This window comes from Rosettibacter sp. KY25, assembly GCF_057554405.1.
This window is the reverse complement of record NZ_BAAJAO010000011.1, coordinates 1-26,928: the sequence shown is the minus strand read 5'-3', so window position 1 is coordinate 26,928 and position 26,928 is coordinate 1. Positions and strand designations below refer to the sequence as shown.

The window sequence follows — 26,928 nt, the reverse complement described above, 5'->3', positions numbered from 1 at the left end:
ATTATAATTATTTTATAAGAACAATTTTCTTTACATCTACAAAATTATTTGATTGAAAAGTACAGAAATATACACCACTTGAAATATTATCTGAATTCATTTCAATCTGATAATAGCCTGAAGTTTTATATTCGTCAACGAGTGTTTTAATTTCCCTTCCTAAAATATCATAAAGTTTTATTTTAACAATTGTGTTTTCAGGAACTTGATATTTTATAATTGTAGTTCCATTAAATGGATTGGGATAGTTTTGTTCCAATTTATATTCTGTCGGTAAAGAACCATAATCATTAATGTCTGACTTTATTCCTTCGCCATAACATTCAATTCCAAACCAGAGTGATTTGAAAACTGATTGGTCAACATCAATTAAATATTGATTTGATTGAAATGGTTTTACAATGAATGATTGTGATAAAATTTCTTTTCCCTTATTATCGAGCGGATAAACTCGAATTGAATCGGCATAAATCATCAAAGTCATTTTTATTTTCAATGGATAGATTTGAGTTGGTGCTTTTCCCCAGTTATTGTTTATTGTTGTGTTTCCATTCCATATCATTCCAGTATTTTGAATTTTTGTTCCAATTGTAAGCAATGATTTTTTTGAAGAAGAAATAATGTTGTCATCAAGCGATAACCATGTAATTGTTCCAAAATCATCTGAAGTTAAAATGTCAGCAATCATCATACTTCCAACTTTTTTCCCTTTCAATTTGGAAAGATATCCTGTTGCACCAATAAATTTTTGTGAAGATATAATTAATGTTCCATCATTTGTATTCCATGTTATTTCTTCTGTATCTGTTGTAAATGAATTTCCAGAAACTGGAGGCAGCTGATTAAAATTAGTTGTGGTTGTTCCGAAATAATTTTCTGTTTTAACAGCATGAATTAAAGAAATTTTTCTGTCGTAAAAAGAAGGACCACTCCATCCAGATGCATCATTTTTTGGAAGTGAATATAATGTATCTGCAGTGTAACTAACATAAATTGGGTTTGCAGATGGTTTTATTAATTCATTTCTAAAAGCATAAGCTATTGATGGGAAGAAAGACATTAAAACAGAATTGCGGTTTATTCCAAAGTAACCTGCAATAAAATCTTTTTCCCATTCAAATGCTTCGCTGTAATCAAAAAACATAAATGCATCTGCATCATTAAACGAAGCATAACCTGAACTAAATAAAATTGATTCAACCTGATATCGATTAGGAAATGGATGATTGTATTCACTTACTGTAAATGGTTTTCCAACAATTGGAACACCAGCAAATAAACCTGGAATTGTTCCACCATTATTATCTTTAACCATCGGAGTATTATTAATCAACCAGTTTGTTGAAGACCATGGTTCAGCAGGAAATTGTGGATGGTCCCAATACGCATGATTATCAACATAATCTGCATCTGACATTGCTGCTAAATCTGCTGGACCTACATTCCAATTTGTTCCAACTATTGGTACTTTTACTCCTAATGTGTCCTTCAAAAATTTAATCATCTCTTTAAAATAATTTCTCTCAAGATTGATATAAAATTCAGACATATCTTTAACACGTTGATTCGTATACTGAACACATTTTGCATAATCGATTCTTGCAACATTTCTTAATTCGAGAGATTCATTTTGTTCTAATCCTGCAACACCAGCTTTTGTAAAACTAATTTCATCAAACCAGTAAGTTCCTATTTCTTTTCCAAGACTAAAAGATAATCTTGTATGTCCAATATTATTTTCGGGTGCTTTTATGCTGAAAGAAAATGTTTGCCAGCTTGTTGTTAATTTAATTGAATACCAACCGTAAGAATTCCAAGGTGAATTATCGTTCATAACACTGACACTAATTTCTTTTGGAGAATCTGAACGTGCAGCAAAAGAAAATGTATATGATGAATCTTTAATAATTGTTGCAGTGGGCATTTTAAATTGAATATGCCAATCTGTGCCAGTTGCTTTTTTTACAACAACTTTAAAGCTGGAATTTCCTTTATAAGCTGCAGAATTATCCCGCGAGGTATCTGCATCAGCACCATTATGTTCTTCCAGTGCCCAGTAATTTCTTGGATTGGGATTTTCGAATCCGCCATTTTTTACCTGTTCATTCTGACCAAAAGCTACCGTCCCTTTATTCCATGCGGCTTGAAGATTTTGTGTTGTTCGATATTTATTAAGTAAAAAATCATTCCAAAGACTATCAAGCATTTTTGAATAATAATATGGAAGAACACCGCCGGATGAGATTGGTTTTAATTGATTATCTCTCCAAAATCGATATAATGAATTTTCATTTGTAATTTCGATCATTGCCATAACCGGGTCATTAACCAATGCTTTTCCAGTATATGGATTTACATGAGTAAGCAGTTGTCGTGCATATTCTTTGTGAAGACTTTTTATATAAGGGTCAAAGAAATTTACACCTTTCCCAAATTCTGGAAGCGAATCATAATCAACTACTCCATCAAAAATTCGAAATGTTCTTGAGACATGAAGATTCATATTCACATAAATTCCATTTTCTTTGAGTTTTGCAATTATAAATTCGAGAGTATCAAGATAAGCAGGAATAATCAAACGAGTATCACTTTTCCCGACAAGACTTCTTTTCGACCATGGATTATCGAGATGATGCATTCTAACAAGATTAAAGCCAAATTTTCTAAGTCTGCCTGCAAGTAATCCTGCTTTATCCTTTGGCGGGAATGCATTATCAGCTCCAAAGTTGGTTCCCCAGAAACGAATCCTTTTTCCTTTCACACTAAATTTTCCTTCAGAATCAATCGATACAAATTCATCATCTTCAATTTTATCAATTGGAAAGTTCGGTAAAAATTTTTGAGAACTTGTATCATTAGATGGCAGATAAAAATTAAATCCACCGGAAAAATTTTGAGCATACAGGTTAAATGAAAACAAGAAGAGTATTATTAAAATTTCTTTTTTATACATAGTATTTCCGGGATTAATGATAAAATTTTTCAAAAATAATTTCATAGAATTAAACAGAAGAATTCATAATGTCAATTTTTTTGAAGTAAGAAAAATCAATTAGTAAAATATTTTTCAAAGAGATTCTTCGCTTCGCTCAGAATGACTGTAAAGGATTATATCATTCTTAAGGAGCTGCCTTATGCTAGGTGATCGAAGAATCTAAAAAACCAATCTGCATTCCTAAAAGATTCTTCGCTTCACTCAGAATGACTTTATGTTTACTTTCGTTGTTTTGAATTCATTTATATTTTTTTAGTCATTCTGAGGAGTCCGCCTTAGGCGGACGACGAAGAATCTCATTTTTTATTGCCTATAATGACAAGTTATAAATTTAGATACTTCGCTTCACACAGCTCGCTTGCTAAAATCAGAAATGACAGATATTAATATGTCATTCTGAGAGAACGCAGTGACCAAAGAATCCAAATAAGTTAAAGATTCTCCACTTTGTTTAGCTTGTCTACATCGAGCAGGTTTACCTGTTATAAGAATATTAACGATATTATTTTTTTCTGACATAATAATGTTTAATTAAATTTAGATTCTTCGTCCGCCTCTGGCGGAATCAGAATGACTTTTTTATTCACTCTTGTCACCTTGTGAAACATGGTAATCAAAAAATTAAAAATTCTTCACTGCCTTCAAAATGATCATAACGAACATGTCATTCTGAGGGAACGAAGTGACCAAAGAATTTAAATAAGTTATAGATTCTTCGCTTTGCTCAGAATGACTTTATGTTTACTTTCGTTGTTTAGAATTAATTTACATTTTTCTTTAGTCATTCTGAGGAGTCCGCAAAGGCGGACGATGAAGAATCTAAAATTAATTCAGCTTATCAAATAGATTATTTGCTTCAAAATAATTTATTTATTATTCAGCAATTCAAATATGGCTGCATTTTTTGAAAATATATAATTCCTGATTGTTTTACCAGAAAGTGTTAAATCATTTTCTGTCCATCCTCCAGATGTATTTGCACCAGGTTTTAATGCAGCCGAGCTTTCTGCTTTATCCATTATTGACCAATTACAATTACTCAGCTTATTACTTTCCATAAAATTCATCCAGATATTTGCTTCATTCAAATCAATATTTCCATTTCCACTTGCTTCACTTATTCCATACTCTGTTACAAAAAGCGGGATTCCTTTATTCAATGCAGTTGTTGCTTTGTTTCTTAAAAATTGTCTATGAGTGCTTGAATAAAAATGCAGAGCGTATGCAATATTATTATCTTGAATTGGAGAGTTTGCAGCAACATCTACATCCTGCGACCATGTTGGAGTTCCAACAACAATTAAATTGTCCGGGTCATATTGACGAATTGTTTTAATCACTTCTTCAGCATAAGGTTTTATAACATTTGTCCACGATACTTGAAGAGGTTCATTAAATATTTCATAAATAATGTTTGGTTTATCACCATATTTTTGTGCAATAGTTTTAAAAAATTCTTTTGATTGTTCCAAATGATTCTGTGCATTATGGTCGTGCCAATCGACAATAACATAAATGCCGTATTTAATTGCTGCATTAATTACGATCTCTGCTTTTTGCATTTCTGCTTGTGGATTAGTTAAATAACCTCCACTTTCAACTCCAATTGCTGCTCGAACAATTGTGCATTTCCAGTCATCTCTTAACCATTTAATTACATTCTCGTTATAAAAATGTCCGCCCCATTGACTCCAGAACAAACTCATTCCTCTCAAAACTACAACACTGTCATCTTTGCCAAAAATTTTATTTCCTTTCACTTGTAATCTGCCGTATAATTCAACAACACTTTTGGGAGAATTAATAGCTGGCGGGTCAGTAATTGTGTTCCCTTCTTTCTTACAAGAGAATGAAAAAAACATTGTTATAATTAAAATCAAAGTAATTGTTTTAGATTTCATAAGCACACTTAATATTAATCTCTTTTTAATTGATTATCCCGAACTAAAGTAGATGCAACTAAATAAAATGCTCTGAACTTTAGCTTGGTAATAACAGACTAAAGTCTGTTCTACATACTTGCATTTTCTGGTAATAACAGACTAAAGTCTGTTCTACATTTTCTACATCTTCAATATAACAGATATAATAACAACAGACTAAAGTCTGTTCTACATTTTTTTCTTTATATCAACATTATAAAGAAATTATACTCTTTAATTTAATATCACGTGAAGAACTTCCAATTAATATTTCATAATCATCTTTATCAAGTTTCCATGAACGAGATGATTCATCATAATACGACAGAGAATTTTTATCGAAATCCAGTATCACTTTTTGAGTTTCGCCAGGATTTAAATAAACTTTCTTAAATGCTTTTAATTCTCTAACCGGTCTATCAACTTTAGGATTTTTTTGACTTACATAAAGCTGAACAACTTCTGCTCCTTTCATATTACCTGTATTTTTCAAATCGATACTTACTTCGTATTTATCTCCTTTATCAGCAACATTGATGTTTGAATATTCGAAAGTTGTATATGATAATCCATATCCGAATGGGAAAGCAGGATCAATATTATATTTATCAAAATGGCGATAGCCAACATAAATATCATCTGCATAATAAGTGCGTGCTGGATATTTTCTATAAGTTTCATAAGCTGAGCAATCTTCCCATCTTTTTGGAAAAGTAACTGGTAATTTTCCACTTGGATTGTAATTACCAAACAATACATCAACGATGGCATTTCCTCCTTCGCTTCCACCAAACCACATTTCAAGAACAGCATTTACTTTGTCAATCCAATTATCAACTAAAACTGGTGCCCCTGTTGTTAAAACAACTACAGTATTTTTATTAACCTCAGCGACTTTCCGAATTAATTCATCCTGTTCGCTTGGCAAAATTAAATCTGCTCTATCCATTCCCTCAGATTCAATTCTATCTGAAGTTCCAACAAATAACAAAGCAACATCAGATTGTTTAGCCAATTCAATTGCTTTATTCAACAAATTATCTGCTGGTGTTTGCCAGCCGAGGATTGCAACAGCTTCGCCGCTTTTTTCATAATATTCCATTTTAATCTTGTACAATTTTCCTTTTTCTAAATTAATTTTTCGAGAGATTGTCATTACGCCGTGGTCTGTCCAATCATTGATTATAAGATTATCATCAAACCAGAGACGAACACCATCATCTGTTGCAGTGTTAATAATAAACTCACCGCTTTGAGGAGCTTTCAAATAACCTGTCCATCTAACTGAAAAATTATTAATATCTAATTCATTCGCTGGTTTGCCGTCTGCCCAGTTGAAAGAAATATTTTTATCAATTCTTCTTACTTTGGGTTCGCCTGAGAGATTAACATTATCAAAATATTCTGCATTCAATCCATTTGTTTTTTGACTTTCATCTGTAAATAAAAATTCAGATGGAATTCCTTGTGTATCGCCTTCGAGTAAAACTCCGGGTTCAAAATTAATTTTTATATTCTTTGGTAATTTATTTCTCAAAGCATCAAGAGGAGATACAGGATTAATCGGTATAACATAAGCACTGCCACCGCCTCCAGTTCTTGCAATTTTAGCAGAAGGACCAATAACAGCAATTGATTTGATTTTATCCTTATTCAAAGGCAAAATATTTTTTTCGTTCTTTAGTAAAACAATTGATGCAAGTGAAGTTTCATAGGCTGCTTTACGATTTTCTGGACTATTAATTAAAGATGAATTTTCTTTCCACTCAGGTGTATCGAACAAACCGAGTTTAAATATTACAGTTAGAATTCTTCTTACTTTATCATCAATTTTTTCAATTGATAATTCACCATTTTCAATTGCAGGCAAAAGATTTTCTTTATTCAAAAAAGTTCCATAAGGCATTTCAAGGTCTAGCCCGCCATTTGCAGTTGGAATAGAAGAATGAACTGCACCCCAATCACTCATCACTAAACCTTTAAAGCCCCATTCTTTTTTAAGTTTTTCAATAAGCAAATAATTGTTCTCGCTTGCAAAATGTTGATTAACTTTATTGTAAGCACACATTACACAAAGAACATCGGCTTCTATAACAGCAGATTAAAATGCAGGGAAATAAATTTCATTCAAAGCGCGTTCACTTATCATAACATCAACGAACATTCTTTCGTGTTCTTGATTGTTAGCTGCAAAATGTTTTACTGTTGCAGCAACTCCTTCTTTTTGAACACCTTTGATGTATTCTACCGTCATTCGAGATGCAAGAAACGGGTCTTCACCAAAAGTTTCAAAATTTCTTCCCCATGTTGGTAGTCGAACAATGTTCACACAAGGACCAAGAATAACATGGCGTCCTTTACCTTTAACTTCTCTTGCAATTGCACTTCCAATCTTGTTGATTAAATTTGGTTCCCAAGTTGCAGCCATTGCAATTGATGCAGGAAATGCAGTTGATGGATTCCATCTTACTCCAACTGGTCCATCTGTCATTCGAAGTTCTGGAATACCTAATCGAGGTATTGGTTTTGTTGCAAATCCTGTTCCGCCTAATAAATCAATCTTTTCTTCAAGGCTCATTCGTGAAAGCAAATCTTCTACTCTTCTTTCAATTGGCAGTTTAGAATCTTGATATGGAAATTTCGCTTGAGCTAAAATTGTTGATGCAATCAAAAATAAAATTAATACATTCTTCATATTTCCTCCTAAGATGTTTAAGAATCTTATAAAATATCAGAGGAATAATCGTTGTTAATATTATAATAAATTTTTAATTACCTAATCCAAGAGCCTTTAAATAGTCATGATTAATTACGCAATTCTTGAATTTTATGTTTTCAATTAAATCGTTCAATGCTTTTATAACAATTTCTCTTGAAGGTTTATTTTTTCTGATTTCTTCAAAATTCTTTCTTGAACCCTCAGCATATTTAATTATTTCATCCCATTCTTTGGTTTTAGGAAATGAAACAACACCTCTTGTAGATTCCATTTTCTTGTAAGTCCAAAAGCACCAGCCAATTTCATTTTTTTCAAGAAGTTCTCTAAATGATTTTATCCAATCATTATCATTTTCACCTGATTCACCAAGCCATATCGGTACATTATATTTATCTCTGAAATCAATGTATTCTTGAATTTCTTTTTGTTCTGTCGGCATCCAGTACTTATGAAAAGTATAAGCAAGATTAGAATCAAAAGGAGGACCAAATATTTTAAAATTTGTATTCCATTGTGAACCGCCTAAAAAGATAATATGATTTTTATCAACTGAACGAATTGCTTCTGAAATTTTTTTGTAGAGAGGTTCCAACAATTTATTTAGTTCTTCTTTGTTATTTAAGTGATGTGGAATAGGTTCATTCAATAAATCATAACCGAGAATAATTGTTTCATCTTTATATCGTTCTGCAATTTTTTTCCACAATTTAATTGTAGTTTCCTGTGCAGCTTTGCTTTCAAACAAAAATGGATAACCCCAGCTGTCGTCGATATTATCACCTGTTTGTCCACCTGGTGCTGCATGCATATCAAGAACAATATACAAATTAAATTCTTTGCACCATGAAACAACATCATCCAATCTTTTGAAACCTTCATCGAGTTGAATTTCCGGCTCATCTTCAATCAGAAAGAGTTTGAAATTAAATGGAACTCTTATGTGATTAAAGCCTGATTTTTTAATAAATTCAATATCATCTCGAGTTATATAGTTATCTCGAAAGTTCTTCCAAAATTTTTTTGCTTCTTCTGGTCCAACTAATTCTTTTATAACATTATCAATGAGTCTGTATGAGTTCACATTTTTAAAATGAAACATATATCCTTCCGGATTAAGCCAGTTGCCAAGATTAATTCCTTTAAGCAAAATTATATTGCCATCAGAATCAACAAAATGTTTTCCTTCAACCTTAACAAAATTATTTGGCTGAGCTTTAGAGATTACAACAATTAATAAAATTAGAGAAATAGTTTTTATAAACTTCATCGAATTACGGATAATATTTTTTAAAGATTAAAATCACTTGTTTCTATCACTTAATGATTTACTCAACAGCCATTCATAGATTTCTGGATTATTGTAAGTTTCTGTCCATGAATCATGTTCTGCATCGGGATAAACAGTAAGTTTAGCATTACCGCCGCAGCTATTTAATCTTTGAACTAAATCTTCAGAAGCTTTAAGAGGAACAACTGGGTCTTTAGCACCATGAAAAGCCCATACAGGAAGTTTTCCCATCATGCAAACCTCAAACAAATCACCCCAGCCGCAAATTGGAATTACTGCTGCAAGTCTATCAGGAATTTTAGCAGCCAATCTCCATGTTCCATTGCCGCCCATACTTAAACCTGTGACATAAATTTTATCTTTATCTACTTTATAGTTCTCAATTAAATAATCGAGCAATGCTGTTAATTCATCTGGGTCCCACCTTTTATTTAATGGGCATTGTGGACTTACAACTATAAAAGGAAATTCTTTTCCTTCTTCAATTAATTTTGGTGGACCATGTTTTTTAACAAGTTGTAAATCATTTCCTCTTTCACCTGCACCATGAAGAAAGAGCAGCAATGGAAATTTTTCTTTCAAATCATAATCCTTTGGAAGATAGAGCAGATAATTAATGTTAACTGTTTTCCGAATTTCTGTTTTTAAATTTTGTTCTGACTGCTTTCCCATTTTTTCTTTTACAATCATATTTGATGAACATCCAATTGAAAATAATAAAATGAAGAACAATAAAATTGTTTTTTTCATTTTTCCCTCTATTCAATTACTTTAAAAGAATCTTCAAGAACATCAACAGAATTTTTTCCTACAAAGACTTTGAAATCACCTGGTTCAATTACGTAATTCATATTAATGTCATAGAACTTTAATTTTTCTGGTGTAATTGTGAATTCAACTTTTTTTGTTTCACCGGGTTTGAGATTAATTTTTACAAAATCCTTTAGTTCTTTTACTGGTCTTGTAACACTTCCAACTAAATCTCTAATATAAAGCTGAACAATTTCTGCTCCTTCGTATTTGCCTGTGTTTTTAACATCAATGCTTACTTTTAATGATTCATCTTTTTTAATCAATTTTTTGTCGAGTGTAAGATTAGAATATTCGAACGTTGTGTAACTCAAACCATAACCAAATGGATAAAGGGGTTCAAGTGAGAAATCATTATAAAAAGAAGTATACTGAGGTTGCTCGTGATTATATGGTCTGCCTGTATTTTTATGATTATAATAAATTGGAATTTGACCAACATATTTTGGAAAAGTAACTGGAAGTTTACCACTTGGGTTATAATCTCCAAACAAAACATCAGCAATTGCATTGCCGCATTGAATTCCAAGATACCATGTTTCAAGAATGGCAGGAATGTTCTCATTAATCCAATTTATTGTTAATGGTCTTCCGTTCATTAAAACAACAACAATTGGCTTATTAGTTTTATATAGTTCTTTAATTAAATCTTCTTGAACACCTGGTAAATCAAGTGTAGCACGTGATTGAGCTTCGCCGCTCATATCTCTTGATTCGCCAACAACAACAATTGCAACTTCAGACTTTCGAACAGCTTGAATTGCTTTTTTAAATCCGCTTTTGTCAGTTCCTTTTACCGAGCAGCCTTCGGCAAAATTAATTTTTACATTATTACCTAATTTATTTTTTATTCCTTCAAGAACAGTAACAACATTTTCTGGTTTTCCTTCTTGTGCCCAAGGTCCTAATGGGTCATCTTTAGAATTAGCAAGTGGACCAATAACCGCAATAGATTTTATATTTTTCTTTAATGGAAGAAGATGATTTTGATTTTTCAGCAATACAATAGATTCTAATGCTACTTTTTTTGCAGCATCTATCATTTCTTTGCTTAAGACAGTTTTTCTTTCACGGTTTTCATCACAATATTTATAAGGATTATCAAACAAACCCAATTTGAATTTAGCAAGCAAAACTCTTTTTACAGCATTATCAACTAATTTAACATCAACTTTTCCTTCATTTACAAGTTCAGCAAGGTGATTAAAGTAAGCATTTCCTTCCATGTCCATATCTACAGTTGCATTAATTGCAAGTTGAGCAGCTTTTTTTAAATCTTCTGCCAAGCCATGCACAACTAATTCTCCGATAGAATTCCAATCACTTACAACAAATGCATCTGTTTTCCATTCTTCGCGCAAAATTTTTGTCAATAAAAATTTATTTGCTGATGATGTAATGCCTCCAATTTCGTTAAAAGAAGCCATTAATGAACCAGCACCTGCATCAACTGCAGCTTTGAATGGACGCAAATAAATTTCTCTTAATGTTCTTTCAGATACATCAACTGTGTTGTAATCTCTTCCGCCTTCAGCAGCACCATAAGCAGCAAAATGTTTTGCACAAGCTAATATTGTATTTTCTGATGATAAATCATTTCCTTGATAACCTCTAACTCTTGCTGCAGCCATAATTGAACCAAGATATGGATCTTCGCCGCTTCCTTCAACAATTCTGCCCCAGCGTGGATCTCTGGCAATATCAACCATTGGGTTGAAAGTCCAGTGAACTCCTGCAGAAGATGCCTCAATAGCTTGCATTCTTGCAGAAAATTCTACTAATTCTGGGTTCCATGAACTTGCTTCTGCAATTGGAACAGGAAAAGTAGTTTTAAATCCATGAATTACATCAAGTCCAAAAATTAATGGTATTTTTAATCGAGATTCTTCAACAGCAATTTTTTGAAGTCTTTTAGTTTCTTCGGCACCAAAAATATTAAGCAATGAACCAATTCTTCCCTTTCGAATTAAATCTTCATGACCTTCTTTTGGTTTTGGTGTTTTAGTTCCGGTATCCGTCCCGCCTGTAAATTGAACAAGCTGACCAACTTTTTCATCAATAGTCATTAATGATAAAATTGAATCAACTTTTTGTTCAAATGATTTTACTTGAGCTTTCATTGTAAATGCAATTAATAATAAGAAAAGAATTTTTTTCATTATCTCCTCAAAGAATTTAATCAATAAGTTAAACCATAGCCATATGGAAAGAGTGGATTATAATTATTATCACCAACATTAATTGGAATTTGAGACATGCTTTTGGGCCATGAATGAGATAATTTTCCTGTAGGTTTATAATCGCCGAAAATCACATCAGCAATTCCATCGCCTTCGGTTCCTGGCAGCCATGCAGCAATAAATGCATCACAATCTTCTAAAATATTTGTGATAATCATTGGTCTGCCAGAAATTAAAATAACAACAAGCGGAATTCCTTTAGCTTTAATTTTTGATATTAGTTCTAAATCTTCTTGAGATAAATTCAGGTCAGTTCTATCGCCTTGTCCTTCTGCATAAGGTTTTTCTCCAATTACTGCAATTGCAACATCAGCATCAGGCAAATTATTACCATCGATTGAATAAGTCACAGTGCTGTTTTGTGAAACAGCTTTTTTTATTGCTTCAAGAATTGTAGTTCCCTTGGTTATATTGCCTTCTGCTCCTTGCCATGCAATTGTCCATCCTCCGCATTGAATTCCAATATCATTTGCAGCTTTGCCGGCAACAAGAATTTTCTTATTGCTTTTAGACAAAGGCAATATTTTGTTGTTTTTTAATAACACTAATGATTGTCTTACTGCTTCTCTTGCAATTGCTCTGTGTTCTTGACTTCCAACCTTTGATAATAATGAACGGTCTGCAAATGGTTTTTCAAACAATCCAAGAAGAAATTTAATTCTCAAAATTCTTCTTACCGCATCATCAATTCTGTTTACAGAAATTCTATTTTCATTTACAAGCTGTTTCATTGATACAAAAAAGTTTTTGTAATCATAAGGAAGCATGATCATATCGATACCAGCATTAATTGCTGTTTCAAGTTTTGTTTTATAATCACCCGGCAATTGGTCTACTCCTCCCCAATCACTTACTACGAATCCCTGAAATTTCAATTCTCCTTTTAACACTTCAGTAACCCAATATTTACTTCCATGCATTTTTAGACCATTGATACTGCTGTATGAAACCATGATACTTCCAACACCGGCATTAATAGCAGAAATATAACCCGGCAGATGAATTCTTCTAATTACTGATTCATCAACTTGAGTATCTCCCTGGTCTTTGCCCTCTTTAGTTCCGCCGTCGCCAAGAAAATGTTTTGCACATGCAAGAATTGAAGTATTATTGCTTCCAAGAATTTCAGTCTGGAATCCACGAACAGTAGGAGCAGCCATCATTTCAGCCAATTCTGGAGTTTCACCAAATCCTTCATAAGTTCTGCCCCATCTTTCATCTTGTGGAACAGCAATACATGGTGCAAAAGTCCAATCAATGCCTGTAGCTGCAACCTCGACTGCAGTAGCTCTTGCTACCTGTTCCACAAGTTCTGGATTTCTTGTGCATCCAAGTCCAATGTTATGAGGAAAAATAACAGCCCCATAAACATTATTGTGACCATGAACTGCATCGATTCCATAAATGATTGGAATTTTTAATCTTGTTTGAAGAGCATAAGATTGAAACATATCATACATATCTGCCCATGCTTCGGGAGTATTAACTGCAGGACCCGAACCACCTCCGCTTAAAATTGAACCTATAAAATAATTTTTAATATCCTGAGGATTATTAATAACAGCACTTCTATCAACCTGAATCATTTGACCAATTTTTTCATCAAGAGTCATTTTAGAAAGAAGTGCATCAACTTTTTTATTTATTTCTTCTAATTCATCTTGATTAAAAGAATTAATAGAACCATTTCTGCATGAAAGTAATGCAAAAAGAATTACAATTAAGAAGAAGATTCTTTTTCTCATAATTTTTTCTCCAATTCGTTCCACATTAATGCTGCTGCTCCAAGAACAGCCGAGTTCTTTTTAATTAATGCTGATTGTAAAATTTTCACTTTATTCTTGAAAATATTTAAGAGATTTTCTTCTAAATATTTTTTTGTTGGTTTAATCAATAAATCACCAGCAACTGCCAAACCTCCAAAAAGAATAATTGCTTCTGGACTCAAATGAGCAACTGTATCTGCCAATTTAAATCCAAGAATTCTTGCTGTTACATCAAAACATTCGAGAGCAAGTTTGTCGCCTTTCTTAGCTGCATTGTAAATATCTTTTGATGTAAGTTTTTCGTATGGAATTGATCTTAATTTACTTGGGATTGAAGTTGATGCCATCAATTCAAATGCAGTTCTTTTAATGCCGTTAGCAGATGCATAAGTTTCAAGGCATCCTTTCCTGCCGCATCCACACTGTCTTCCATTAGGGTCAACGATTGTATGACCTAATTCTCCAGCGAATCCATCTGCACCGTAAACTAATTTTCCATCAACTACAATTCCACTGCCCAAACCTGTACCTAAAGTAATCACGACAAAATTTTTCATTCCTTTTGCTGTTCCAAAAAGCATTTCACCAATAGCTGCTGCATTGGCATCATTTGTAATTGCAGATGGAAGTGAAGAATATTTTTTTATTTCTTGAATTACATTTACTGTACCCCAATTTAGATTTGGCGGTTGTTCAACAGTTCCTTTGTAATAATTAGCATTTGGAGCTCCAATGCCAATGCCTGCAAGCTCAAGTTTGTTTTCAAATTTTTTGTATGCACGATTAATTTCTAAAAAAAGTCTTTCGAATAATTGTTCTGATTTTTCTTCTGCTCTTGTGGGAATTGATTTTTCGAAGTAGCATTTTCCATTTTTATCAACAAATCCAAATTTTGTATTTGTGCCCCCAATATCCACTCCTATCATAACTTTAATTTTAGGCATTTAATTCCTCCTTGATTTCAAATAAATAACATATAATGACAAAAATTATGCCTTGAAGAATTATAAATACAGTTGAAATGTATTTATAAATCAAAAAATAAAAGGGCACCTCCCAAACAAATTATGAACAAAAAGGAGAGGTCTTATTATTTTGATAAAGTTTGTTATTAAAATAATAATGATTGCTAAAGTGTAATTTTGACACAATTAAATAAAAAGTTCTTAACTAAAAATAATTATAAACAACAATAAGAGGCAGAAAAAACTTCTGCCTCTTTTGAAGATTTGAGATTTGAAAAGCAAGACGATATCAGAAATTAATTCCAAGAGAAAATTTTTGGACATTTGTTAATCTTCCAAAGCTGCCGTAAGAATAATCAACTTTAATTGCAATATTGCCAAGCAGTAATTGTTTTACACCAAATCCAAAAGTAAAAGATTCTTCTGAATCTTTAAGGAAAAGAGATTTGTATCCACCACGAATCGAAAACATATCATTGAAAATATACTCTGCTCCAACATTTACACTTTCATAGTTATCACTTGGATGCATTGCATCAATAGCTAAATTCAGCTTATGCATTTGAGTATCAATTGGACGATATGCAATGCCAACTCTGAAATTTAGAGGTAGTTCCCAACCTTCGGTTTGAAGGTAAGCAGGTATCTGTCCATTGTTTCCACTACTGTTGGGGTCTAAATCAACCAGAACAAGTGCAGTATTTCCATCAAGTTTCATTTTCGTACCAAAGTTTGAAATTGACATTGCAAGAACAGCACCATCAAAAGGAGTTACATATTGTACACCCATATCAACTGCAAAAGCTGTTGCGGTCATTTTCCAGATTTTTTGCATTACAAATTTTGGATTGAATCCAATTGCAAAATTATCAGTCAGGTTAATTGCATAAGCTAAACTGAACATTGCATCAGAAACACTAAATGTTTCTCCCGTTCCTTCAGGTTCTTCAATTGTTGTTACATTCATTTCTCCAATGTTAGAAGTAAGGAAACTAAATCCCACAGTACCCATATCTCCTATGTTATAAGTAGCTGCAAAGAAATTGTAATCTATATCTGCAATCCATTTTGTATGTTCGAAAAGAATTCCAACACCGGATAATTTTGCCAGACCAGCGGGGTTCCAGTAAATTGCACTCTGGTCGTCTGAGATTGCTACAAATGCACTTCCCATTGCTGATGCACGGGCACCTTGACTAATTGAAAGAAATGGTGCAGCGCTTGTTCCTCTCTTGGATACATTTGAAACAAAGCTCTGTGCATAAATCGTGTAACTCACAAAATAAATTATTAATGAAATTAATGTTAATCTTTTCATATCTTTTCTCCATCCTATTTAATTACAGCAAATTTACCAATGTACTCACCAACTCCGGGTGCATCAACATGAAAGATATACAAACCATAAGCTATCTCCATTCCATCTTCGGAAATTAAATTCCATGATAATGAACCATCTTCTGGACCAGAATCTTTATGCAATGTTTTTACTAAAGCACCATTTACAGTGTAAATTCTAATTGTGCATTGAGCTGGAAGATGAATGAAATCAATTCTTCTTTCACCTCTTCCAGTTTGATTGAGATTTCTTCTTTCCCAAATATTTGCACTAATATATGGATTTGGCACAACCTGAATTTTACTTAATTGAGAATTTGCAAGTTCTTTATCTACAGAAGAAGCTTTGGTCTTAAATGTAAAGTAATCTCCTGTTCTAAATGGTTTTGTTGTCGATAAGACAAATTTATCTCCAGCGCTTGGTTCGATAACATTAACTCCAGCAGGTGCATTGTAACTTATTCTCCATGTAAGTTTATATGCAGTTCCAACATATTCAATAATTACAATATCATCACCAAGGTCAAATTTTTTGTTACTGTTGTTATCGAATACTTCTGCTTTAACCACATCACCTCTTGTTAAGTTATGAACTTTGAATGGAACACTTATTTTTGTAAATGGAGTAATTTCAGTTGGTGCACTTAACCATTCAATCATATAGTCAGAGGGCCATGCAATATTTCTTGCAGGTGAGCTTTTATCTGGAGTAACAATCATAACCACATTACTTTTTCCAACTAGCCAGCCTGAGCTCTCAGGTCGATATTGAACTGCATTATCATTAATAACAGAAACTGAAAGACCATCAAAAGGAGGGCTAAATTTACCAGTTCCAATATTTGATGAATCAACTGATGCTATTAATGTATCAACTTTATTACCAGAAACTCTCAGAACAGAATAAGAAATTGTTTTGTAATCATATTCAGGTCCAGATGAATTGAACACAATTTTATATTCTTTCCCTTCTTCAATTATGTTCGGATTAAGAATTTCGACTGCAACTTTTCCTGTTCCAACTCCTGATGATACTTTATTCAAATCGCCAACGATTTGAGGAGGAACATACCCAGCTGCAGGCGCATTAGGAACAACTACTGCACAATTGATATCAACAAATTGTAACTGACCTACTAAATTTTCTGTAATAATTTTTGTTGTTTCAGAAGGAATTAATCCTTTAGTACCAAAGTTTGGGTCACCCTGATCGTATGCTACAACTGCATAATAATATTTTTGTCCATTTACAACATTTGTATCAACATATGAATGTTGTAAGCCGGTATCATCACCTCTCCAGAAATGTGCACCGTTGATTCCGATTGGATCTGGACCTTTAATTCCATCTTTCAAGTCAAATTGAGCAATAGGTTTCCAGTATTTTGGTTCTCCTTTTGAATCTGTAATAACTTTTATGTCATTAAATTCTGGTTCTTGACTTCTATAAATCAAGTAACCTTCAAAATCTTTTTTGTAACCTTTTCTTGGGTCGCCATCCTGATAACCAAGGAATGGGTCACGAGATTCTTCTGCTTTTCTATCCCAGTAAAGAAATACTTTTTTATCACCAGCAACAGCAGTAAGAGTTGGTTTATAAGGCGGCTTAGAGAAATTATAATTTGCATTATAAATTTGTTGAACAGTTTCTTTATTAAAAATCATATCTTCTTTATCACTTCCAAAAACCAAAGCCATTGAGAATCTTTCGCGTCTATTCAATTTAAGCGGGAATGGGCCTGAACCAAAGACCATACTTATGTTAGAATTTTGAAGTAATGTATCAAAATTTGCGTAATTCATTTTACGCCACATTACTTCATCATTTTTGGGCCACCCGTCAGTTGGTCCTTTGCCGGCAAGTCTATAGATTGATAAACTTGTCAATCCAATTTGGTCTGATTCATCTTTATCTGTTTTATCAAAGTTTGGTTCACCATCTGTAGGCAAGCCATCTGCTTCGCCAATGTCTGGTCCTTTGTATTGTGGGTCCCAAGGACCAACACCATCCTGACCAACATCATCGTTCAAAGGTTCACCAACATCCCAAACTCCATTTCCATTAAGGTCTGAATACGGAACCCAGTCGCCATCATTGTCAATTCCATCATCTCTTCTTTCGTCAATCATTCCATCTTCATCGTCATCAAAATTATTCCATGGATTACCAGGACTTTCAAGATAAGCATAGCCAACATAGCCAACTTTCCAGTTGTCTGGCGGTGCTTTGCCGTCGTTATCAAATCCATAAGCAATATCAAGTTTAGTATCATAAGAAGCACAGTCATCGCCGTTATCATCTACACCGCCAACTCCAGTATCACAGTAGAAACCAAAGTATGTTGTATCGTAATTGAAGTCGGATAAATTAACTATATCGAAATGCCAGAAAATAATATCTTCAGCAAGAACATGAGACCATTGGAAACCGCGAACTTCAACTCTTAATCCCAATCCACCGCGGTTATGGTCTGCAGCAATTGGGAAATAGTTATAAGGGAGGCGAGTAAATTCTTTATCTTTTGAATCATCCATTACGTAGAAAGTTTCGAAATCTGCATTTTGAACACCTCTGCCAAAATAGCCATACCAGTAACCATCCCAATTTGCATCAATATTGGGAAGAGCACGGGGCCATTTGTCGGGCCACGTTTTTGGTTTTGTGCTTATTGCTGGTTCTTCTGAACCAGGGGCAGCGTAACCAGGCACTGGTTCCATTACCCACAATTCATTTGTCACAGGGTCAAAATCAACTTCTTCTCTATATGAAGTTTGACATGGATGAATTAATTGTCCATTACCAGGAGCAATAACAGCAGAACTAATTAAAGGAGTAACACCATCAATATAATTATGACCTGTTCCTTTAGGCCATTCACCAGATGGTCTATCGGGCCAGGAGCCAACCTGCCCATCATTCCTGAATATTGTTCTAATTAAATTTCCATCCATTATTCCTTTCTTTCTGTATGTTTTATCCCCATAAGGTTCATTCCTGTATTTTTGAATCTGGGGATCAATTTGCGGTAAAATAATTCCCGCATTAATCAGAAAGAAAATTATAATCAAAATATTTCTCTTCATTCTTAACTCCATTTTCTATACTTAAATTTTCATTCTAAAAATTTACATTCACCCCTAAACTAATTCTGCGTGGAGCAGAAAAGTTGCCGGGGTTTTTAAGATATTCATCAATTGTATTCAATCCTATAATTGGACCGGCAAATTTCACATTTAAATCTTTATCAGCTCTTCCTGTGCTTGCATAAACTCCAACTTCATTTTTAATATCAAATAGATTATAAACAAGAAGGAAGAAATTGAAATCATAACCAAAAATTCTAAAGTGTTTGTTTGCTTTTAAATCTACATTAAGATAAGAAGGACGTCTGCCATTATTTTCGAATCGAAGACCACGTGTATAGCGCGGTTCTTCTGTGTAAGGCATACCAGAACCATAATTAAAAATTATTCCTGCAACCCAATCATTTGGGTCGCCAACATTTAGAACTACATTTAAAGTGTGAGTTTGGTCCCAGTTTAATGGAACTACTTTTTTATTTGACTCAACTGGCGGGTCAGATTGATTATTGTTAAACTCTGCCATTGGGTCTGATGCATTTCCTGCAGCAATTTGATATGTATAATCAATTCTTGCACTGAAGAAATCAGCAAATCTTTTATCGAGAGATAGAATTACACCTTTAACATTTCCATAATCTCTATTAATATATCTTCCAAATAAAAATCCTTCATAAGTTTCCATTATTTGCATGCCGAGCAGATTTCTGATATCGCTGTAGTAAACAGATAAATCAATTGAAACATTCGGGAAAATTACTTGCTGCAAACCAAGTTCATATTTAACTGTTTTTTGTGCTTTTAATTCTGGATTTCCAATATATGAGGAAAGAGAAGTAGTCTGGTCAATAATATAATTTGGATTTGTGTATAGATTAGAAAAAGTTGGAATCTGGAAAAAGTGTCCATACGAAAAATGAATTGCTCCTTTGTCAGAAATTGGGAAAGACACACCAAGACGTGGACTAATTTGATATTCAGCTTCAGCTTTTCTTTTTTGATTAGCTCCGGGAAAATTTGGATTGTTCAAAGGATTTCTTAAATCAACAGGAAGCTCAGCATTAGAATTAAAATAATCGAATCGTACACCAGCATTTATTATCATTATGTCATATTCCATTTTATCCTGAATGAAAGCTGAAATTTCATAAGGATTTCTTTTGTAAGATTGATTATACTTTGTACCAGGGTCGCTGTAACCAAGAGTAAAAATTGGATTGCCAAGTGAATCAAGTTGACCTTCTGTCAAATTCCTGATTGTTTTCCAATGGTCGTAGAGTGTATGAAGTCTTCCTTCTACACCTAATTTTACTTTATGCTCTTTTGTTATTTGTGATTCTAAAGTCCATTGAGCAATGTATGTTAATGTATAACGATTATACCTATCAGTTTCATTTCCACCTTGACTGAATGTATAACCTGAATATGGACTTCCCTGATTTGGTTCTACATAACGAGGGTCATATTCATCTGCGTATAAATGTCCCCAATATTTAAAAAGACTCGAAGATAATTTTAATGATGAATAAGTGCTTTGATTTGGGAAATAATTTATTTGAAAATTATTTGTGGTATTAACTCTATAATGATTTTTAATTGCATCAGGGGTCCATCTGTAATAATGATTGTAATATTTATTCCAGTTATATTCCCATGCAAAATTGTAACTGAACTTAAAATGTTGAGTTGAATATGTAAGCTTACCATTGAAAGATTTTCTTTGAGTTGGATTCATTGGAACATAAGAACCATCACCAGTATGCTGGTCAATCCAAATTGTATTATCCATTGGGTCTGGAAAGATTGGGCGATTATCAGTTACATTATAAACTTTTTTGCCGTAGATATAGCCTTCATCGCCAAAATATCTTCCAGAAATAAAGAAAGTAAGATTATTTAAAATTTTTGTTGGACCGCTCAAACTAAATTGAACATCTCTTGGTCCTTTAGGATTGATTTTGTTCAAATTATAGAAAATATCTTTATGATTTGTTAAATAACTTCCCATGTAAGCAGAAACATTTCCTTCAAATTTTTGGCCACCATCTTTTGTTACAATGTTCACTATACCACTCATTGCCTGTCCATATTCAGCATTAAAAGTTCCGCTGATTACTTCCATTTGTCGAATTGCATTATTCTCCACTTGAATACCAAGACCCCCATTGTAAGCATCTGTAACAGAAATGCCATCAACCAGATAAGCAACTTCGCCTCTTCTTCCACCTCTAAAATGTCCATCAATAACACCAGCCTGAAGATTAATTATTTGATGAATATTTTCTACTGGCATAAGTTTAATATCATCAGAAGAAACAATAGCAGAAGATGCTGTTAAGTCCTTGATAATCAATGGTTGAGTAGCAGTAATTACAACTTCACCAACACTTACAGCAGTTGAAGTTAATTGAACATCAAGGCGTGTAGTTAAATCTATTTTTATAACAACTTTTTCAATTGTGACTTTATTATATCCGACCATACTTACAGTAACAGTATAGGTGCCAGGTGGAATATTATTGATATAGTAATAACCATCCATATCTGCAGCAGCCCCAAAATTAGTTCCGTTCAAAATTACATTGGCACCCATCAAAGGTTCTTTGGTATCGGCATCTATAATTTTGCCTGCTAATTTACCTGTAGTACCGGCAAGTAAAATATTAGAAGCTAAAAAGAAAGCTATTAATATAAATTTTAGCACAGATAAGCTGTACGGTTTACTAAATGAATTAAGTATTATCATTTTATTTCTTATCATTGATTTAATCTTACACATAGTCTAATCCTCAAAATTTTTTATAATAAACGAGCGCAGCATATTTCAGCTGCGCTCAATTAGAAATATTATTTAATGAGAATCATTTTCTTAATATCAACAAATGAGCCGCTTTCAAGTTTATAGAAATAAACTCCTGTAGAAAGTCTGGAAGCATCAAAAGTTACATTGTAAATTCCTGGCTGCTGGAAGTTATTGACAAGTTCTGCAACTTGACGACCAAGTAAATCATATACTCTTAAAACAACATTTCCAGCTTTTTCAATTGAATACTGAATTTGAGTAGTTGGATTAAATGGATTTGGATAATTTTGTGATAGTGAATATGTAAGTGGAAGAGAATTATTTTCTACATCCGTAATTGGACTCATCTTATCTCCAATAAAAGTATAAGTCCATCTTGAAACATCTGACCAGGATTGGTCTTGATTATCAGGTGAATAGCATAAGATTCCTTCTCTGTTTCCTGTAGCATCATTATCATTGATTGAGAAGTCAATTGGAATTCGGTATCCTTCCTTTACATATATTTTATCTTTCTTTGCATCAGGATTAGCGCGTTTGTTCATTAAGTCATTCAAAGGAATTCTTGCTTCTACAATGTAACCTGTTGGGAATTTTTCCTGCCAGTAATAATTTGAACCTGGAACAACAAGTGAATCAGTATCACTTCCACCACCTTCAATTCTGATATGATTCTTATGGAATCTAATATGATAATCCGGTGCATCACCCCTTTGATATGCTGTATGTTTTAATCCTGTCATATTGTACATACCAATAAATAAATCTGGAGCGTCATTGAGATAAGATTCAGGTCGAGAAGTAGGATTAACAATATCATCAGTAACATCAAATGCTACATAGAGATATTGTTGATCAATTGCAATCCAGGATTTTACAGAAAGGTCATTATCATTATCAATAAAAGTATTTGGAGCAACAAATGCAGTTCCTTGTTTTAATTCAAATGGAACGATGCCATTCCATTCATCCAAATTACCATCAGCTTGGAAGTTGACTGTCTTAATTGCAACAACAGGAACTCCTTTAGCCATATTAGTCACAGGATTATCTGTAATTGCTGGGAGTGAAGTATTTCCTGCTTTGTCGGTGCATGTTATTGCATAGTAATAAGAAACATTCTGGTCATTAAGAGGCGCTCTTAAAACATGTTCAACAACACCAACACCTTCAGGAATATTAGCTTTTACAGAACTTACTTTGGGTGAGTTCAAATCTGTAATAGGTTCTGGGCTGAAATAGATTGTATATTTTTCACTTGTTTCTCCAGGTACATCGTTCCATGTAATTAAGTTTGTATAAGAACCTGGAATTACTGCCAATCCTTGTGGAGCTTCAGGAGGAGTTTTATCTGTTTCTTGATGACCAGAAGGAATTAAGAAATCAAATAAAATTGTTCCTTCAGCAATTACATCTGTTCCAATAGGTCCATTTGCATCAATAGAAAATTCAATTTTAAATCCACTTATAGCACTTGTATTGAACATTCTGTCGTCGTTACCTTGGCCATCAGGATTTTTAAATACACCTTTTTGTAATGACCAGTCACTTACATCTGCTTGAACAAGTGGGATTTTTACTGTTTTCCAATCAAATGCTTCATCTACATTAATGTCAAATAATGTAAACCAGCTTTCGCGAGTACTGCCGCTGTTATCATAAAGAATAAGTCTTACTTGAAGTCTGCCTGTTAGTTTATTTGGGTCTAGATTTTTTATTGCAATATATAAATCAGTATTTGCAGCAAGATTAACTGGCTTGTCAAACATGTGTTCTAAATTAACATACCCACCCCAGCTTTGAGAAGCAACTGCTTTGTAATGTACTTTAAGAGCCGATGCTCCTTCGAATTTATCAACAGTTTCATCAGATAATTCTAATTTAGTTATAGGAGCTGCAGCACCATCCCAATCCATTTTGTCTATGCTCCAATAACCTTGCAAAGCAGCGGTATTGTCAAAAGTTGATAATGGAGTATAACGTGCACCAACAAGTGTAATATGGTCCCATAGAATTACACCTTCTGCCCATTGACCACCAGTAAGAGGAGTGGTACATTCAATGCTGTAACCAACAATCTTATCTAAATCAAGAACTCCATTATTTGCAACACCACTCCAGCCTGGCAAAGTAAAACCACGGTCATCTGGATTTGCAACACCATTATCAACAAGAGGAATTAATAATTCTTTCCATCCTGGAGTTGCATCGTAAGGAACAGCAGTTTCAAAATACCAATCTTCATGGTCTGCAGGACTATTCCAATAATTTGCACCACCACCAGCTTCATGCAATTTAAATCTCATGTGAACAGAACCAGGTTTTGATGATGGAACAAGATTGTTATACCAAATACTGATATGAGTAGCCATACTCATATCGATATATTGATTAAACTCAGGGTTTCCCGGTTCAGTTGAATTTAGATGCATTACCTGAACAAATCCACCCCATGATTCTGTATAATTAACATGCCATTCTACTTTGAGTGCACCAGCACCAAATTTTTGCTGGGAAGTTTCATCACTTAGAACAACATAACCAGTTCCTGTTCCTAATCCGTGCAAGTTGCCCGGTTCAGGATAATTCCAGAACTTGTTTGCTACAGTATTATCCAGTGTATTTACCACCCATTGTGCATTTAATTGAGCAGCAAATACAAACAGAATAATTAATAACGTAATTTTCTTCATACACTTACTCCTTATTTTGTTTAGAAGTTTTTAATATTTGTTACATTAACAGATACCATAAACTAATTGTTAAAATCAGTATAACCCCTGAAATTAGAATGTTCATTTTTATATTTTGCATTTGAATATCAATTATGCTGCCCTGAACTCCTGAACTGAAAAAATTTTTTGCTTTGCTTAAATCATATTCAGATTGAAATAAGTAATTAAAAACAAAAAGCATAAGTGAAGTAAGGATAAATAAAAAGATTGCAAAATGGAGATAATTTATTTCTGCATAGGCAAGTAAAATTTTATTGGTTATCAAATTAGATTTCATCATCAATTCAATCACAAAACGGGAAAGACCAAAAAATTCCCCAACAATTAAACTGATGAAAGCACTTCTTGAATTAATCTTTTTGAATATCAGTCCAATTATAAATACAGCAGTAATTGGTGCGCTAATAAATGCTTGCGTGCTTTGAAGAAAAATATAAATCTGGTTGTTAATTACTTTCACAAATGGAACTATGAGTAAGACAAAGACAACGATGAATATTGTAGTCATTCTTCCAACAAGCACCAAAGTTCTTTCGGAAGCATCAGGATGTGAGGGTTTGTAAAAATCTATTGTATACAATTCAGAAATTGTATTGAATGAAGATGAAAGAGAAGACATCATTGCACCTAAAAATCCAGCAATTATAAATCCTCTTATGCCTGATGGAATAATGTTGCTTGAAAGTAAAACTGGATAAGCTTCGTCGCCATCAATTCCTGGATAGAGAGCAGCAGAAATCAAACCTGGAAGAACTAAAATGAAGATTGGGAAAATTTTTAAGAAAGCTGCCAGCAATGTTCCGCTGCGAGCATCTTCAATACTTTTTGCTGCAATAATTCTCTGAACAATATAATTATCTGCACACCAATACCAGAAAGCAATTATAGGAGCTCCAAAAATTATTCCTGTCCATGGAAACTCTGGATCGTTGATTGGCTTGAACATTTGGAAATATTCTGCTGGAAGTTTTTGGATTAAACCGTTAACACCACCAGCTTCATTCAATCCAAATATTGTAAATACAAATGCAGAAACAAAAAAGAAAATTCCCTGAAATACTTGAGTTCTGACAACAGCAGAGAAACCACCGACAAGTGTATAAATCCCAGTAATTAAAACTATTGCAGATGCCGACGAAAAAATACTCCATCCTAAAATGCGATTGAAAAGAATTCCTCCGGCAAAAAGTGTAACAAGAATTTTAGTTATAATATATGTTAAAATAGAAATGCCCGAAAAAAATTTTCTGCTTTCACTGTCAAATCTTTTTTCAAGAAATTCTGGTGTAGTAAAAATTCCAAGATTTTTATAGATAGGAGAAATAATCCATCCGAGAAGAACCAGCAAAAAAATTGCAATCAATTCAAATTGTCCAACTGCAAGACCACGTGTAGCTCCAGAACCAGCCAATCCAATAAAATGCTCGCTCGATATATTTGCAGCAAATATGGATATACCTACAGCTATCCAGCCAAGATTTCTATTTGCAAGAAAATATTCTGAAGAATTTTTATCCTGATTACGAGCTTTCAAACCAATTCCGAGCACCGTAATCAGATAAATAAAAATTATGATACTATCAAATAAACTTATCGAGTTTTCCATACAAGTATTTTTTCAAAAACAATACCACACAAAAGATTGCAAATCTGCATCTTTTCAAAGGATTTTCGAAAAAATACTTTTGGCTCGATTATTTTTATGATAAGTTCTGGTTATTATTTTAATAACCAGAAATGTTATTTAAGATATACTATTTTGCTGATAGTTTTATAGTTATTAAAAGAATATTGAACAAAGTAAACTCCAGAAGAAAGGTTATATTTGAGTGGATTTAATAATAATTGATGTTCTCCTGAATTTTGTATTTCATCAAATAAAACATCAATTACTTGACCAAGTGCATCATAAAGTTTTATTGTTACTCTCTGGGTTTGAGGATTGTACCACTTTAGCCATGTAGAAGAATTAAATGGATTGGGATAATTCTGAAAGATTATATAATCTTTTGAATTATTCACTGAATTTGATTCAACAGATGTGATTAACTCTAAACCATTTTTAGGAGTTGGGATTTTTTTTGATGTAAAGATTTTAAATTCTCCAGGTTCAAGCTCCAATTTAATTTTCCCATTTTCAATTTTAATGCTGTCTCCTGTAAAATATTCATACCAATATCCATCACTTGAAAATATAAAATCATTTGTTCTTGAAATGACATCAAAATTGCCAACAATGCTTACATTCATTGTGGAATCATATAAA

The 26,928-nt window shown here is 33.1% G+C and carries 14 protein-coding genes and 1 pseudogene; all 15 read right to left on the bottom strand.

Features of this window, described 5'->3' with window-relative positions:
• Nucleotides 1-7: 7 nt before the first annotated feature.
• A complete protein-coding gene (locus AC27L2_RS08250; RefSeq protein ID WP_487211281.1) occupies nucleotides 8-2,953 on the bottom strand; it encodes a T9SS type A sorting domain-containing protein in 2,946 nt (981 codons plus the stop codon).
• Between the two features lie 908 nt (nucleotides 2,954-3,861).
• Nucleotides 3,862-4,896, bottom strand: a complete 1,035-nt coding sequence (locus AC27L2_RS08245) for a glycoside hydrolase family 5 protein (RefSeq protein WP_487211279.1) — start codon at nucleotides 4,894-4,896, stop codon at nucleotides 3,862-3,864.
• Between the two features lie 235 nt (nucleotides 4,897-5,131).
• Nucleotides 5,132-5,392, bottom strand: a complete 261-nt coding sequence (locus tag AC27L2_RS08240) for a fibronectin type III-like domain-contianing protein (RefSeq protein WP_487211351.1) — start codon at nucleotides 5,390-5,392, stop codon at nucleotides 5,132-5,134.
• Between the two features lie 96 nt (nucleotides 5,393-5,488).
• A pseudogene (locus tag AC27L2_RS08235) lies at nucleotides 5,489-7,495 on the bottom strand (glycoside hydrolase family 3 C-terminal domain-containing protein); the annotation flags it as partial.
• Between the two features lie 190 nt (nucleotides 7,496-7,685).
• A complete protein-coding gene (locus AC27L2_RS08230; RefSeq protein ID WP_487211277.1) occupies nucleotides 7,686-8,903 on the bottom strand; it encodes a glycoside hydrolase family 5 protein in 1,218 nt (405 codons plus the stop codon).
• Nucleotides 8,904-8,936: 33 nt separating this feature from the next.
• Nucleotides 8,937-9,674 carry a carboxylesterase family protein gene (locus AC27L2_RS08225; protein WP_487211276.1) on the bottom strand — a complete coding sequence of 246 codons (738 nt, stop codon included), beginning with the start codon at nucleotides 9,672-9,674 and terminating at the stop codon, nucleotides 8,937-8,939.
• An 8-nt stretch (nucleotides 9,675-9,682) separates the two neighbouring features.
• Nucleotides 9,683-11,893 carry a glycoside hydrolase family 3 C-terminal domain-containing protein gene (locus tag AC27L2_RS08220; RefSeq protein WP_487211274.1) on the bottom strand — a complete coding sequence of 737 codons (2,211 nt, stop codon included), beginning with the start codon at nucleotides 11,891-11,893 and terminating at the stop codon, nucleotides 9,683-9,685.
• A 20-nt stretch (nucleotides 11,894-11,913) separates the two neighbouring features.
• Nucleotides 11,914-13,719, bottom strand: a complete 1,806-nt coding sequence (locus tag AC27L2_RS08215) for a glycoside hydrolase family 3 protein (protein WP_487211273.1) — start codon at nucleotides 13,717-13,719, stop codon at nucleotides 11,914-11,916.
• Nucleotides 13,716-14,684: an ROK family protein gene (locus AC27L2_RS08210; protein ID WP_487211271.1), complete on the bottom strand. Its 969-nt coding sequence runs from the start codon at nucleotides 14,682-14,684 to the stop codon at nucleotides 13,716-13,718. Before AC27L2_RS08210 ends, AC27L2_RS08215 begins: the two co-directional genes overlap by 4 nt.
• A gap of 310 nt (nucleotides 14,685-14,994) precedes the next feature.
• A complete protein-coding gene (locus AC27L2_RS08205) occupies nucleotides 14,995-16,023 on the bottom strand; it encodes a PorV/PorQ family protein (protein WP_487211269.1) in 1,029 nt (342 codons plus the stop codon).
• 14 nt (nucleotides 16,024-16,037) lie between these two features.
• A complete protein-coding gene (locus AC27L2_RS08200; RefSeq protein WP_487211268.1) occupies nucleotides 16,038-19,127 on the bottom strand; it encodes a hypothetical protein in 3,090 nt (1,029 codons plus the stop codon).
• 34 nt (nucleotides 19,128-19,161) lie between these two features.
• Entirely contained in the window at nucleotides 19,162-21,903 is a 2,742-nt protein-coding gene (locus tag AC27L2_RS08195) for a TonB-dependent receptor (RefSeq protein WP_487211267.1), read from the bottom strand.
• Nucleotides 21,904-21,971: 68 nt separating this feature from the next.
• Nucleotides 21,972-24,620 carry a T9SS type A sorting domain-containing protein gene (locus tag AC27L2_RS08190; protein WP_487211266.1) on the bottom strand — a complete coding sequence of 883 codons (2,649 nt, stop codon included), beginning with the start codon at nucleotides 24,618-24,620 and terminating at the stop codon, nucleotides 21,972-21,974.
• A 40-nt stretch (nucleotides 24,621-24,660) separates the two neighbouring features.
• Nucleotides 24,661-26,268: a sodium:solute symporter family transporter gene (locus tag AC27L2_RS08185; RefSeq protein WP_487211265.1), complete on the bottom strand. Its 1,608-nt coding sequence runs from the start codon at nucleotides 26,266-26,268 to the stop codon at nucleotides 24,661-24,663.
• 134 nt (nucleotides 26,269-26,402) lie between these two features.
• A partial coding sequence (locus tag AC27L2_RS08180; RefSeq protein ID WP_487211264.1) for a T9SS type A sorting domain-containing protein occupies nucleotides 26,403-26,928 on the bottom strand: 526 nt, incomplete at its 5' end.